Origin of the sequence: Chryseobacterium kimseyorum, from assembly GCF_025971945.1 — a bacterium.
GTDB classification, from domain to species: domain Bacteria; phylum Bacteroidota; class Bacteroidia; order Flavobacteriales; family Weeksellaceae; genus Chryseobacterium; species Chryseobacterium kimseyorum.
Genome location: NZ_JAPDHW010000001.1, coordinates 177,595 through 191,820 on the forward strand (window position 1 = coordinate 177,595; position 14,226 = coordinate 191,820).

The following is a 14,226-nucleotide window of genomic DNA, read 5'->3' on the forward strand; positions in this document are numbered from 1 at the left end:
ACTATTGCAACAAAACAATAGAACTAATCAAAAAAAATCGGGTAGGGTATTACAATTTTTACGGTGACAAACTTTTAGAAAAAAAAGTAGAATATTTTTCAGCTTCAAAAATGCCTTTAAAAAAATGCACTAGCTATTCTTAAAAGATTTGTAATAAATCTTCGATTGTAATTATTTAGGCATCTTCGGGGGAACCGGTCTTGTCGTTGGTGTGCTGAGAGTTCCTAAAAATGCTTCCAGCTGTGCGATCTCTTCTTTTGTCAAATCTAAAAGTTTCAACAGGTGCGATTTTTCGGAATTCAGTACAGCGCCTTCATGAATGGTGGAGCGGTTTTTTGAAGATTCAGGATTTCCTTTGCTGTAAAATTCTATAACTTCAGTCAGAGTATTAAACGAGCCATTGTGCATCCATGGGCCTGTTTTTGCGACTTCTCTCAAAGAGGGAACTCTAAATTTTCCTACATCCGCAGTTTTCTTAGTAATCAGATACTGACCCAAATCCTCCTCATCTGAACTTAATAAAGAAGTTGCATCATTTTCAAATTGGTTATTGGAAAAATATCCGGAGTTGTGACAGTTCATGCACTGAGCCTTCGTTCTGAAAAGGTGAAGACCCATCACCTCATAGTCTGTAAATGCATCTTTATCACCATCAATAAATCGATCAAATTTACTTGCCGGGCTGATAACTGTTCTTTCGAAAGTAGCAATAGCTTTGGCAATGCGGTCTTTTGTAATTTTTTTGTCGCCGAAAGCTTTTTCAAAAAGCATTTCATAACCTTTTACTTTTACAATCTTTTCAGTAGCTATATCGATGTGCTCATGCATTTCCCTCGAGTCTTCAATGGGCATCTTAGCCTGATCTTCAAGCGTTGCAGCTCGTCCGTCCCAAAAAAGAGATGTTGCGAAAGCGCTGTTCATAATCGTCATTGCATTTCGAGATCCCAGTTGTCTGTCATGGCCGAAAGAAAATTTTCTATTGTCTGTCCATCCCAGTTCAGGATCGTGGCATGAAGCACAGGCAATTTGGTTGGAATTGGAAAGTCGTGGATCGTAAAAAAGGGTTCTTCCCAATGAAGCTCTATCCTCTGAATAGGGATTGTCTGCCGGAAATATAACTTTTGGTAAATAACCAATTTCGGAAAATAAAGGTTTTGATGGATCCAATATTGGTTTTGGCCATTTTGTAAGATCTCCTGAAGAATATGCAAGTCTTAACTGATCAACGAAAGACTGTTTTTCCCTGATTTCTTTGTAGGTCTTGGTCTGTAAGCAGTTATTGAGTAGGGTAATGGTTAAAAATAAAACCAAAGCCCAGCTTACTGCATTCTTCATTTTTAAATATAATTTCCACAAAAATAATCATTCTTGAATATTGATGTGGAAAATTATTGATTGGGATTATCTAAAATTATCTGATTACAAATAAATTATTTGTTCATTGATTTGAGAGCCCAGGCTACAAGCAGTGGTTGCATAAATAGTCTAGCCATTCTTCGGTTGTCAGTATCTAACACAAATGCGTCTTTTCTATTTTTATACTGAGATATATTTCCGGGGAAAACTGCTGTGAAAAATGCGGCTGTAATTTTTCCTAACAGACTTCTGTATTTTTTCGGGGTTGCAATAATACTTGCACCCAAAGCAATCTCAACTACACCGGAGTAGACTACGGTGTCATCTTTTTTTAAAGGAACCCAATCTGGAACCTGAGCCTGAAAATCTTTTCTTGCAAAAGTGAGATGTGCAATTCCTGCTGTTATCAGCATTGTGCCGAGAGCTATTCTTGAAATGTTCTTACTGTCCATAATAATATTTTATAAAACTGGTAAGACAAAATCCAGACCACTTAAGCCATGATATCTATTTTAAAACATCCAATATATTATGGGAAATTTTTGTGAACGGTGACTATATTATTCTGATAATGTGACTGTAATCATAATTATCTCGCTAAAATTTCGTATATTAGCAATCACTACCAAATCTAAAATTTATGGAACGAATTAAATTTTTTCTGGACGAAAAGCAGGTTCAGAAGACGAAAAAGACAGCTGTAATAGACAGCATTAAATTCAGTGAAATAAAAAGTTTTTTGTGTGAGGCTGATAATTACAGTTTTGATCAGATTCGGTTAAAAATAAAACCCAATCTCAACAAAATTGTAATCGACATTGCAACCGGAATAAGATATCCTGCATTTGATGATTTTATGAAAATAATTCAGCAGAGCAAGTACGGACCGTATTTCGATTTGAAAAACTAATTTTTTTTACTTATCAAAAGTTTAGAACATTTATATTAAAAGTGAGAACCTTCGAATCTTGAATTTAGATTCGGAGGTTTTTTTGTAAAAGATGTTTCGCTGGCGTATTTTTTGACAACAATTTTTGAAATTATAACTTATGTATCTCTCGGTTTTATTAAATTTTAACTGGAAAGAATTTTTTCTCGGCGGCGAAGAATGGATATTTTTGCTTGAAATCGTTTTGCGAACAGTCATTATGTTTCTTACCATCATTATCGGTTTACGTGTGCTGGGGAAGAGGGGAGTGAAGCAGCTTTCTGTTTTTGAACTGGTCGTCATTATCGGTTTAGGTTCTGCCGCGGGTGACCCGATGTTTTACAAAGATGTGGGAATTATGTCCTCAATCATGGTCTTCATCGTGATTATATTATTTTACAGTTTGCTAACATACTGTATAGGAAGATTTAAAAAAATCGAAATTATATTGGAAGGTAAACCGATCTGCCTGATCGAGAACGGAGTTTTTTCTATTGATAATTTTAAGAAAGAAAATCTGGGAAGCGACGAATTTTTTTCAGAACTGAGACTGAAAGGCGTTTCGCACCTTGGGCAGATAGAAACCGCCATCGAAGAAACTTCTGGCGACATCAGTATATTTTTCTATGAGGAACAGGATGTAAAATATGGTCTCCCCGTGATGCCGCACTCACTTGATCATCCGCTGCATTCCGTTAACCATAAGAGTCACTATTCATGCACTTTCTGTGGATATACAGAAGAAAAGTATCCGGGTGAGGCAGGAGTTTGTAAAAACTGTGGTAAGAAAAAGTGGGTTGAAGCCAGTAATAAAAGAAGAATAACTTAATGCTAAAAAAAGAAATCCTCAGCCAAAGCTGAGGATTTCTGTAATGAAGATATATATAATTTGAGTTGGTCAATTTAAGCAATTGCTTCGTTTTTAAAAATACTTTTCATAGAGATTCCTGTTTCTTTACCGAAAAGGCTTGAAAAAATATTCTGAAACTCGTGGATGTATTTACATTTAATGGTATTTCCATAAATCTTGAGGCCATCTACGATCTTTTTAGAACTTAAATCAATATCGTATTTTATAAATGTCTCAGGTCTCTCATAGCGAATTCTGTGATCTGAACTGTAAGTTCTCAAAAATCCAAATTTCACTAGCCAATCTTCATTTATAGTTATAGGGTTAATAGAATCTGCTGGTACAGCCAGACACTGATAATCGTTTTCAATCTTCACAGAATAATTACTGTTTTCATTCTGGAAAATTTCTGTAATTGTGAAAATCTGGCCTCTATAATCTACCAGATTTTTAATTTTTAAATCTGTAACGTTCATAATATTTGTGGTATAAGTGGTTTCTCCAAGAAGCGTTGCAAATACTATGCCTCGCATTGTTCATGTGGTATGAAATTGATTAAAAAAAAGAAAATTTTTTACTTTTTTTCAAAATGCTGATCCGTAGTAATTTCTTTGGATTTAAATAAACTAAAAAAAAACAGATTCCACAATATCATTTCATATCCGTAAACCGTATCTTCGATTGGAATAGTGAAAATTCGAAGCCCGATTATTTTGTTAGGATTATAATTGACAATAGGTGAATCGAGACCTGTTCCAGTTAAAATTCCATTTACTGCGAGAAAGCCTGGCATTAGAATTAAATAAATAAAAGATGCCTTACCTATCCATCGAACTTTTAAAATGAAATACAGAACAAAAAGACTGACTGCTGTTGTTAAAAATGTTACAAAAGGATAGATCTTCTGCTCGAAATAAACAGATAAGCAAAGCAGAAGAGTGATCGAGATAATTACAAATATTCTTTCTATATCTACTTTCCAGTCAAGTTTAAAAAATTTATCTAAGCAGAAATATGTAAAAACACATGAAAAAGGAATGCAGATAAAAAACATCAGCTCTTCAACAGGAAGCCCGAAAAGTCTTTTCCCAATTAAATATCTGTCGTTGAACCACCAAACTCCATTTTTAGTAAACCAAACATCCCAGGCAATAAAAAAGACAGCTACCAAAGTTGAAGCCATCAAAAATGCTTTAAAATGTCTGTGAAATTTTATCTTCGGATGAAATGAAAACAAAAAGCATATCATCACAGTGAAAAAGTTGATTGCGAGATAGGTGTACTGCCACATGGTTTTATTTCTTGTTTTTATTGAAATACATTCTGAAATATTTTATAGGCACCCATAAGAAACCAAAACATTCTCCCATTTCTTTTCCGGTATGTTTGTGATGTTGTTTATGAGCTCTTCTTATCGCAAGCAGATAAGGATTTTGAGTATCTCTTAAAAATTTAAAACGTTGATGGATAAAGATGTCATGTACAAAAAAATAGGCCATCCCGTAAAGAGTGATCCCTATAGAAATATAGAAGTATGCATTGAAATTATTCACCGTTCCGTAATACATTAGAGCAATTGTAGGAATAGCAAAAATGGCAAAGAAATAATCATTTCTTTCCATGTGCCCTTCATTGCTGTGGTCATGATGATCCCGGTGCAACGTCCATAGAAAACCATGCATAATATATTTGTGCACCATCCACGTAATTCCTTCCATGATAAAAAATGTAGCAACTACAATCAAAAAATTCATATTAGTTTTGTTTCTGGTTAAACATTTTTTCCAAAATATTGAAGCGGTAGCTGAAAATGTGTTCTACTTTATTTTTAACAAGAAGTTTGTGTGCAATTTCACCCAAAAATCCCAGTGGAAGTTCGTAGTCTACAGTGTCTTTTATCAGAACACCTTTTTCGTTGGGAATGAATTCATGAAAATGATTCCACAGTTTATATGGCCCTTTTTTCTGAAAATCGGTGAAACTTCTGTGGTGATTGACCTGTGTAATTTCTGTTTGCCAGTCCATTTTAATTCCAAAGAGTGGAGAAACATAATAATCGATAATCATTCCTTCATAAATTTCATCACTCTCCATTTTTGTTCGAACGATGAAGTTCATATCTTTTGGAGTGATTTTAGAAAGATTATTAGCTGCAGAAAAGAATTTCCAGGCAGTTTCTATATCGCAGTTTATCTGTTGTTCCCTTTTAAGCTGATGTACCATTTTAATGTTTTGAAGTAAATTTAAATTCTATAAAAAAGACATTTTGTATTGAACATAGCTGCTCATCATCAGAGAAAATTTTCTTCCGTTAGAAATTCTTATTCGTTGATTAATGATTTTTTTGGCAGGAGTTCTTTTAATTTTTCTGAATAAAGAAATGTAATATCGGTAAGCCAGGTAAACACCAAATCTTGCAGAGTTCGGAAGGTTTTTAATTCCTTCTAAAGCCTCTTTAAATTCCTGTTGAATATCATTTTCAATATGTTCTTTTACCGAATTGTCAAAGTAAGAAATGTCAACATTCGGGAAATAAGTTCTCCCCAAAACCTGATAATCGTCCTTCAGATCCCGGAGGAAATTTACTTTTTGAAAAGCTGAACCCAATTTCATAGCAGAAGGTTTTAAAATTTCATACTGTTCCTTGTTTCCATCAACAAAAATATGAAGACACATCAAACCTACAACTTCTGCAGAACCCAGGATGTACTGTTTGTATAAATCTGAATTGTAATCAATTTTCTGAAGGTCCATTTCCATGCTGTCCAGAAACTGATAAATTAATTTAACATCAATTTCGTAAAGGTGAATTGTTTCCTGAAAACACTGCATAATAGGGTTTAGAGAAATTTTTTCTTCAAGCGCCTGATTGGTCTGTTCTCTGAAACGGGAAAGTAGAGTAGAGCGGTCAAAATCGTGAAAGCTGTCTACAATTTCATCTGCCAGACGTACATATCCGTAGATAGCGTAAATTGAGTTTCTGATTTTTGGTGACAATGCCAAGATCCCTAATGAAAAACTTGTACTGTATTGTTTGGTAGTCTGTTTGCTGATCTTGTATGAGAGATCGTCATAAAGTGTTTTCATAGCATTCTTGGTTATTTGGTGGCTTCGATAGCTGCAATTTTTCCCGAAATAATCGCTGGCGGAACCCCGGGTCCCGGTACGGTCAGCTGTCCGGTATAAAATAAATTGCTTATTTTCTTATTTTTTAAAGAAGGTTTTAAAACTGCGGTTTGGGCAAGTGTATTGGCTAATCCGTAAGCGTTTCCTTCGTATGCATTATAATCTTCCTTGAAATCTTTAATGCAGTAGCTTTTCTTATAATCTAATTTTGATTTTAAATCTGAACTTTCTGTGTGTTTTTCGAGTCTCAGAATCATTTCGTCAAAATATTTCTCTCTTACTTCGTCGCTGTCTTCCAATCCAGTCGCAACCGGCATTAAAAGAAAAACATTTTCGCAGTTTTCAGGTGCAACGTTCAAGTCAGTTTTTGACGGACAACAGACATAAAACAGTGGTTTTGTAGGCCATTTTTTATCATCATAAATCTCTGTCGTATGCAGATCAAGATCATTTTCAAAAAACAAAGTGTGATGTTTGAGATTTGGAATTTTTTCTCTAAATCCTAAATAGTAAATCAAACAAGAAGGTGCAAAGATTCTTTTTTTCCAGTAGTCTTCGCTGTAGTTTCTGTATTCTTTTGGAATTAAGCTGTTTTCTGTATGATGATAATCTGACGATGCTATCACCGTGTCAAATTCAATATCTGTTCCATTGACAGAAACTGCCGTTGCTTTATTTTGATTGATTTTTATTGAATCTATATTGGAATTCAGATGAAATTTCACACCCTGATCTTTTGCAACTTCAGACATTGCATCGATGATTTTTGAAAATCCTCCCATTGGATACCATGTTCCAAGTTTGTAACCACCGTAATTCATCAAACTGTATAATGCAGGAATATCCTTTGGAGCGGCTCCCAAGAAGATCACCGGAAATTCCATCAGCATAATCAGTTTTGGATTCTTAAAATATTTTCTGACGAATTTATGGAAGTTTGAAAGTAGATCTAATTTTAAAGCACTCTTAGCAATCTTTGGAGAAACAAATTCAAACCATGAATGACAGGGTTTGTTGACAAAATCTTTCATGCCCACTTCATATTTGTACTGGGCATCTTTCATAAAGTCATCCAGCTTCTTTCCTGCACCCTTTTCAGTAATTTCAAAAAGAGTTTTCATCTCATCATAGTCATGCGGAATCTGCATTTTTCCATCAGAAAAAACCATTTCAAACTGAGGGTTCAGAGGAACTAATTCAAAAAAATCTGAAGTTCTTTTATTAAAGTCTGTAAAGAAATTCTCAATAATATCCGGCATCCAGTACCAGCTTGGACCCATATCGAAAGTATATCCGTTATCTGTAATTAATTTTCTGGCTCGACCTCCCAGACTGCCGTTTTTTTCAAATACATGTACCTCGTGACCTTTTTGCGCAGAATAAGCAGCAGCAGACAAACCTGAAAATCCTGATCCTATAATTGCTATCTTACTCATATTAATTATTTTCAAATGAAAAATCTCTGTAAACAGTCTCTATCAAATCTTTACTGTCAATATTCTTACTGTAAATGGGATGGTGAAAATTTTCCAACTTGTTCAAAATTCTGATCAATTCAGTCTTTTCAGATTGGGTAAGATTCCCCGAGACAATTTTAGTGGCCTTACGGATTTTATACATTTGTTTTTCGAGAGACTGGATACCTTTTTTGGTAATTTGAACTAACTTAATCCTTTTGTCAAAATCTGAGTTGTTCTGCTCAATCCAACCGTGCTTTAGGAGACGATTAATAATTAAATTTCCTACGGGTTTATCGTGGATATTTTTTTTAATTAAATCGGTCTTTGACATAGCACCGAAAGATTTAAGATTAATCAAATAAATAAAATCCTCCTGAGTTGAGAAGTCGGAATCTGAGATAGCAGATTTAGAATATGTTTTTGCGTAACGGTTTAGATGAACTAATAATGTGCTGATAACACTTTCTGCGCTTCGGCCATTTTCCTTGCCGTCCCAATGGAAATCTTGAATATGCACAGTATGCTTTGTTGATTCCTGATCGAAAATCCATGATTTAAAACCATCGATCGTAGAAGGATAATTTGAACTTTTATTAGTCAAATTAAATTCCTCCAATAATGTAAGCGTGTCTTTTACTAAATCAAAATCCATCTTATGAAATTAAATAGTTTATAAATAAACATTAATATTTACTATAAGTTTATTTATAAAATATTATTATCAAAAATGGTTCCATAATCTCTCTTTTTTTATAAAATGAGAATTATAAGATTTGATGGAAATTTTAGGATACTACAAATGAAAGCATCTTATCTATTAAGTTTCAGAATTGCTTAGCTATCGAAATTACGCAGTTATCTTGTAGAATAAATAACAATAATTTTATATTTGTATTAAATTTACTTCACTAAGTTCTTAAATAAATCCAAATTGCATTGTGTAATCATTCATAAAATGAGTCTGTTAGCTGTTAATATTTTATTATTTTAATGTTTTATATTAAATAATAGAAAAGACTCATATTAATGACTAACTTTATTTGGTATAATTTTAGTGACTCTCAAAAAATTATTTGAACATAAAAGATTTATATGTAAATTTACTTTACTTATTTTCCTGTCAATTAGGAATCAGAAAAATGTTAAATTTAATGATAACTATTTTTGATAACTTTGCAGATATAACATCAGGTAGATCACAATTTTTATGAAAAAATAATTTAGAGTTAAGCCAAATCCAAAACAATATTAATATCGTACTTATTATGAATCTTTTCAGGAAAGCAGGAAATCTGTGAATTTTTTTCTGTCTTTTTTATGAAAAGAATAATATTTAAAAAACAAAATCGATAGTTATCAGGTTTACTCTTGAATGACTATCAATTTTAAATTAAAATAATTAATTGCTTAATGCAATTTTAAATAATAGACGATGCCTAGAAAAGTTGTACAAGGTCCTATCAGGGATAAAGAGAAAACCAAACAGAAATTGCTTAACGCAGTTGGGAAAATTTTGAAAACCAAAGGTTATTCAGGATTAATGGTTAGTAAAATCGCGGCCGTTGCAGGTTTCGATAAAAAATTAATTTACGAATACTTCGGAAGTACAGATAAGCTTATTGACGAGTATATCAGATCTCAGGATTACTGGAGTAGAGTAGACGAGAAGGAGATGAATGTTGATCTTTCTGATGGTGGTAAAGAAATGTCTAAGATGGCGTTACTGAACCAGTATGAAAGTTTAAGAAAAAATAAAGAGCTTCAAAAGATCATTGTTTGGGAGCTTTCAGAGAACCGCCCGGTTCTTAAAAAATTATTTGAACAGCGTGAGGAAGTAGGAGAAGGTTTGTTTACAAACATCACAGATCCTCATTTTGGCGAAAAATCTGAAGAGTACAGAGCAATTACTGCATTGCTTGTTGCCGGAATTTATCATTTGAATTTATATACTGCACACAACGGAACTACGTTCTGCGGAATAGATACAAAAACTGAAGACGGCAGAAAGAAAATCGAGAAAGCTATCGTAGATATTATAGATTTCGCTTATCAGAAAAAATAATTACTTTCTAAAATTTAACTGCGCACCAATCTATATTTGAAAATTTATACTTTCAAATTAAAACAATATTTCTTACTTTTGGGCTATGGAAAACTTTATAGTATCTGCAAGAAAATATCGCCCCCAACAGTTTGATACGGTTGTTGGGCAATCACATATTACAGATACTTTAGAGCATGCAATTGAAGAAAATCAGTTAGCTCAGGCTTTGCTTTTCTGTGGCCCGCGTGGAGTAGGTAAGACGACTTGTGCGAGAATTTTAGCAAGAAAGATTAATGAAAAAGACGGTTCTGTTTCAGAAGACGGTTTTGCATATAATATATATGAATTAGATGCTGCATCAAACAACTCAGTTGATGACATTCGTGAACTGATTGATCAGGTTCGTTTTGCACCTCAGGTAGGTCAGTATAAAGTATATATTATTGACGAGGTTCATATGCTGTCATCAGCAGCATTCAATGCCTTTCTGAAAACTTTGGAAGAACCGCCGGCGCACGCAATCTTTATTCTTGCCACCACTGAGAAGCATAAAATTATCCCTACCATATTATCCCGTTGTCAGATTTATGATTTCAAAAGAATCACAATTCTTGACATTCAGGATCATTTGAAAGGTATTGCCGAAAAAGAAAATATTAAATATGAGGATGATGCTTTATATTTAATAGCCCAAAAGGCTGACGGAGCTTTAAGAGATGCACTTTCAATTTTTGACAGGCTGTCTACGTTTTCACAGAAAAATATTACTCTTGCCAAGGCTGCTGAAGTTCTTAATATTTTAGATTACGATCAATATCTCAAAATTGTAGATTTCGCTAAGGAAAATAAAATTCCGGAGGTGCTTTCTGCATTTAACGAAATTGTAAAAAGGGGATTTGATCCGCACATTTTTATCGCAGGTTTGGGAAATCACTTCAGAGATCTGATGATGGCTCAGAATGCTTCAACGATTGACTTGATTGAAGTGGGAGAGCAGACAAAATCAAAATTTGTAGAGCAGGCTCAGAAATGGAATGCTCAGCAGTTGATCGACGGAATTGAGATTTGCAATCATGCAGATATTAATTATAAGAATTCTAAAAATCCGAGACTTACAGTAGAAATTGCTTTAATGCAACTTGCTTCTTTAACAGCTGTTGGAGACGTTACTAAAAAAAAAAGTTCATAATATTAGCTCCCTTTCTTCATGAAAAGCAGGAAGTGCTATTGCCTTCCAAAGTTGATATTGTAGAAAAAAAAGTAGAAGTAACGCCCAAGCCGCCGGTTGCTGTCGAGACTCCGACGGATAATGTTGTTAAAACGGCTTCAAAACCACTTTCAAGACCAAAGACTTCATCAGGCTTCAGTATCAATTCGTTCATCAATAAAGAAGAGAAACAGGAAGTTGAAGAAATGGTTTCTGAAACTTCTGAAAATCTTCAGGAACATCACTTTACAGAAACAGATCTCCAGTCTGAGTGGAATCTTATGCTCATGCAGCTTCGCACCAAAGATCCTTTTGTATTTAATGCGATCAAATCTTTTAAGCTGGTGAAAATTGATGAAAAATTAGTTCAGGTTCTCTATCCTTCAGAGTCTGCAAGAGCAGAATTTGATAAGATTAGTGGCGAATTTTTTAATCATTTCAAAAGAAAAGTAAATAATTACGCAATCAAAATAGAATACAAACAGGATGTTCAAAATCTTAAAATTGAGGTACTTACGACAAAAAAGAAGTTTGAAAGATTTGTAGAAATTAATCCTTTGTTGAAAGATCTTGACGATTTAATGAAGTTTGATTTGACTTAATTTTATATCTTTGCTGAATATTAGTGTTGAAGATATCTTTTTTTTACCACTATTTATATTTAAAACTAGAAATAGACAACTCCTAAGATCAAAGTGGAAAAATTGTTATTCCCATATCTGTCTAATACTACAGCTGCTGAATTTTTTAGCAGTTATTTTAGTTTTACAACTGTTTATTATAGAAATTTTAGAAACTATTATCGATTTTATTGGTATAGCTAATTAAATTTCTTTCTCAAAAAATACAGGAAAATAATCATTTTCCATCTCCAATTTCATTACAATTTTGTACCGCGTTTTTTGAAAAGAATTATAAAGTAACTTTATAAGGCTTTGTCATTGAATGCATCATTTAAAAATAAATAATACTAACAATATGAACTTAACAGATTTAAAAAACGACTGGATCAAAGAGTTTCCTCAGCCGATGATGATCGCGGGACCTTGCAGTGCAGAGAGCGAAGCGCAAATGCTTGAAACAGCGAAGAGAATAAAAGACACGAACGCTAAGGTTCCCATTTTCCGTGCTGGAATATGGAAGCCTCGTACAAAACCAAACGGCTTTGAAGGCGTTGGAGTAATCGGATTAAATTGGTTAAAAAAAGTAAAACAGGAATATGGTTTTAAAACTGCAACAGAAGTTGCTAATGCGCATCACGTTGCAGCAGCATTAGAAGCAGATGTAGATATTCTTTGGATTGGCGCGAGATCAACAGTAAATCCTTTCACTGTTCAGGAAATCGCTGAAGCTTTAAAAGGAACTGAAAAAACAGTTTTAGTGAAAAATCCGGTGAATCCAGATTTAGCATTGTGGATTGGTGCTTTGGAAAGACTTTTAGGACAGGATATTAAAAATTTAGGCGTCATTCACAGAGGTTTTTCTACGTACCAAAAAACGAAGTACAGAAATAATCCCAATTGGCAGATTGCTTTAGACTTTAAAAGCCAATACCCGAATATTCCTATGTTAATCGATCCATCACACATTTGTGGAAACAGAACCGGTCTGGCAGATATTACACAGGAGGCATTAAATGTTGGTTACCAGGGTGCTATCATCGAGTCACATTCTAATCCGGATGAAGCGTGGAGTGATGCTTCGCAACAGATTACACCAGAAGTTTTGGCTGAATTGATTTCAAATTTAAAAGTCAGAAATTCAGGAATTGCTGGTTTTGATAATGAAATGGGAAGACACCGAACATTGATTTCAGATCTCGATTTCCAGATGATAGAACTTCTGTCTCAGCGAATGAAAATTTCTGAACAAATCGGAAAACTTAAAAAAGAAAATGACATTGCAATTTTTCAGCCTGAACGCTGGAAGGTTATTACTGAGTATGCAACTCAAAAAGCAAAAGAAACGGGTATGTCGCAGGATTTTATCGAGAAAGTTTTTAAAGCGATTCACGAAGAATCTATTGAAAAGCAAAATAATATAATGATCGACAGAAAATAAATAAGGACAAATGGTTTTAGGATTTAGAATTTAATAAGCTAGATATGCTCAAACTAAATCCTATTACCTAAATCCTAATTCCTTATATTTGCATTCAATATATGAAAGGAAAAATCATTAAATCTACAGGCAGCTGGTATCAGGTTTTAAAAATGGAAACCGGTAAAATTTTTGAGGCGAGAATTCGTGGAAAATTCAAGTTGATAAAAACCAGACTTACCAATCCTCTTGCCGTAGGCGATTTTGTCGAATTTCAGTTGGAGCAGGATGATATTGCATGGATCACGAAAATTGAACCGCGTAGAAATTATCTTATCAGGAAAGCCGTCAACCTTTCTAAAGAGGCGCATATTATTGCTTCCAATATTGACATTGCGTGCTTTATATTTACTTTAAAACATCCTGAAACATCTTTCGGTTTTCTAGACCGCTTTCTGGCATGTTGTGAAGCCTATAATATAAAACCATTAATTCTTTTCAACAAAATCGATGTTCTCAATGAAGAGGAAATTGAAATTGTTAAAGATATTCAGTTTCTCTATCAGGAAATTGGTTATGACAGTTTGGAAATCTCTTCTTATTCAAAATTAAACTTAGAAGAACTTCAAAATCTTCTTAAAGACCAAACTTCAGTATTTTTCGGTCATTCAGGTTGTGGAAAATCAACTCTTGTAAACGCATTGCAGCCAGATCTGAATCTGCGTACTTCTGAAATTTCAGATACTCATCTTAAAGGAAAACATACCACAACTTTTGCCCAGATGCATTTTTGGCATTTTGGAGGTAACGTGATTGATACTCCTGGTGTAAGAGAATTTGCGATGATTGATATTGAAAAAGAAGAAGTACAACATTATTTTCCTGAAATATTCAGAAAGAGGAAAGAATGTAAGTTCCATAACTGTATGCACATTAACGAACCAAAGTGTGCGGTTCTTGAATCTTTAGAGACAGGCGAAATTCAACATTCAAGATATTCCACTTATATAAAATTAATGGAAGAGGCTGAGGAGAATTCTCAAAACTAACCGTATTAAAAACAATTCTTAAAAACGAATTATTGTACTGATTTCATTTAAAGTAATCAATCTGTTATGTTTAAAAATTAGGTTGATTTTATCGCTGATTATTCAATAATAGACAGCTTTACTATACTAAAAAACCCAGCCGAAGCTGGGTAAAAACTAATAACCA

Annotated in this window: 16 protein-coding genes; 7 read left to right on the plus strand and 9 right to left on the minus strand. The window is 33.7% G+C overall.

Annotation, left to right across the window (positions count from 1 at the left end):
• Positions 1 to 171 precede the first annotated feature (171 nt).
• Positions 172 to 1,335 carry a cytochrome-c peroxidase gene (locus OMO38_RS00870; protein WP_264748360.1) on the minus strand — a complete coding sequence of 388 codons (1,164 nt, stop codon included), beginning with the start codon at positions 1,333 to 1,335 and terminating at the stop codon, positions 172 to 174.
• A 95-nt stretch (positions 1,336 to 1,430) separates the two neighbouring features.
• On the minus strand, positions 1,431 to 1,808 hold the full coding sequence (locus OMO38_RS00875) for a DoxX family protein (RefSeq protein ID WP_264748361.1): 378 nt from the start codon (positions 1,806 to 1,808) through the stop codon (positions 1,431 to 1,433).
• A 188-nt stretch (positions 1,809 to 1,996) separates the two neighbouring features.
• Between OMO38_RS00875 and OMO38_RS00880 the strand changes: the two genes are divergently transcribed.
• Together OMO38_RS00880 and OMO38_RS00885 are read left to right on the plus strand one after the other, a co-directional pair.
• A complete protein-coding gene (locus OMO38_RS00880) occupies positions 1,997 to 2,266 on the plus strand; it encodes a hypothetical protein (RefSeq protein ID WP_264748362.1) in 270 nt (89 codons plus the stop codon).
• 139 nt (positions 2,267 to 2,405) lie between these two features.
• Positions 2,406 to 3,113 carry a DUF421 domain-containing protein gene (locus OMO38_RS00885; protein ID WP_264748363.1) on the plus strand — a complete coding sequence of 236 codons (708 nt, stop codon included), beginning with the start codon at positions 2,406 to 2,408 and terminating at the stop codon, positions 3,111 to 3,113.
• Positions 3,114 to 3,187: 74 nt separating this feature from the next.
• Here OMO38_RS00885 and OMO38_RS00890 read toward each other — a convergent pair whose 3' ends face one another.
• Genes OMO38_RS00890 through OMO38_RS00920 form a run of 7 tightly spaced genes read right to left on the minus strand, consistent with a single transcriptional unit; the run spans position 3,188 to position 8,372 of the window.
• Positions 3,188 to 3,667 (minus strand): hypothetical protein, encoded by a 480-nt coding sequence (locus tag OMO38_RS00890; protein ID WP_264748364.1) that lies wholly within the window; start codon positions 3,665 to 3,667, stop codon positions 3,188 to 3,190.
• 41 nt (positions 3,668 to 3,708) lie between these two features.
• Positions 3,709 to 4,425: a lycopene cyclase domain-containing protein gene (locus OMO38_RS00895; protein ID WP_264748365.1), complete on the minus strand. Its 717-nt coding sequence runs from the start codon at positions 4,423 to 4,425 to the stop codon at positions 3,709 to 3,711.
• Between the two features lie 4 nt (positions 4,426 to 4,429).
• Positions 4,430 to 4,888, minus strand: coding sequence for a sterol desaturase family protein (locus OMO38_RS00900; RefSeq protein WP_264748366.1), 459 nt, complete (start codon positions 4,886 to 4,888; stop codon positions 4,430 to 4,432).
• 1 nt (position 4,889) lies between these two features.
• Entirely contained in the window at positions 4,890 to 5,357 is a 468-nt protein-coding gene (locus OMO38_RS00905) for an SRPBCC family protein (RefSeq protein WP_264748367.1), read from the minus strand.
• A gap of 27 nt (positions 5,358 to 5,384) precedes the next feature.
• Positions 5,385 to 6,221, minus strand: coding sequence for a phytoene/squalene synthase family protein (locus OMO38_RS00910; protein ID WP_264748368.1), 837 nt, complete (start codon positions 6,219 to 6,221; stop codon positions 5,385 to 5,387).
• Positions 6,222 to 6,232: 11 nt separating this feature from the next.
• Positions 6,233 to 7,696, minus strand: coding sequence for a phytoene desaturase family protein (locus tag OMO38_RS00915; RefSeq protein ID WP_264748369.1), 1,464 nt, complete (start codon positions 7,694 to 7,696; stop codon positions 6,233 to 6,235).
• Position 7,697: 1 nt separating this feature from the next.
• Positions 7,698 to 8,372: a MarR family winged helix-turn-helix transcriptional regulator gene (locus OMO38_RS00920; protein ID WP_264748370.1), complete on the minus strand. Its 675-nt coding sequence runs from the start codon at positions 8,370 to 8,372 to the stop codon at positions 7,698 to 7,700.
• Positions 8,373 to 9,152: 780 nt separating this feature from the next.
• Here OMO38_RS00920 and OMO38_RS00925 point away from each other — a divergent pair.
• From OMO38_RS00925 to rsgA, 5 genes are all read left to right on the plus strand, one after another.
• Positions 9,153 to 9,782, plus strand: coding sequence for a TetR/AcrR family transcriptional regulator (locus tag OMO38_RS00925; protein WP_264748371.1), 630 nt, complete (start codon positions 9,153 to 9,155; stop codon positions 9,780 to 9,782).
• A gap of 85 nt (positions 9,783 to 9,867) precedes the next feature.
• Positions 9,868 to 10,953 carry a DNA polymerase III subunit gamma/tau gene (gene dnaX, locus OMO38_RS00930; RefSeq protein ID WP_264748372.1) on the plus strand — a complete coding sequence of 362 codons (1,086 nt, stop codon included), beginning with the start codon at positions 9,868 to 9,870 and terminating at the stop codon, positions 10,951 to 10,953.
• Between the two features lie 38 nt (positions 10,954 to 10,991).
• Positions 10,992 to 11,573, plus strand: a complete 582-nt coding sequence (locus tag OMO38_RS00935; RefSeq protein WP_264748373.1) for a hypothetical protein — start codon at positions 10,992 to 10,994, stop codon at positions 11,571 to 11,573.
• Positions 11,574 to 11,949: 376 nt separating this feature from the next.
• The gene (locus OMO38_RS00940) at positions 11,950 to 13,032 is read left to right on the plus strand and encodes a bifunctional 3-deoxy-7-phosphoheptulonate synthase/chorismate mutase type II (RefSeq protein WP_264748374.1); all 1,083 of its coding nucleotides are present in this window, start codon (positions 11,950 to 11,952) and stop codon (positions 13,030 to 13,032) included.
• 101 nt (positions 13,033 to 13,133) lie between these two features.
• Positions 13,134 to 14,060, plus strand: coding sequence for a ribosome small subunit-dependent GTPase A (rsgA, locus tag OMO38_RS00945; RefSeq protein ID WP_264748375.1), 927 nt, complete (start codon positions 13,134 to 13,136; stop codon positions 14,058 to 14,060).
• The last annotated feature ends 166 nt before the right edge of the window (positions 14,061 to 14,226 follow it).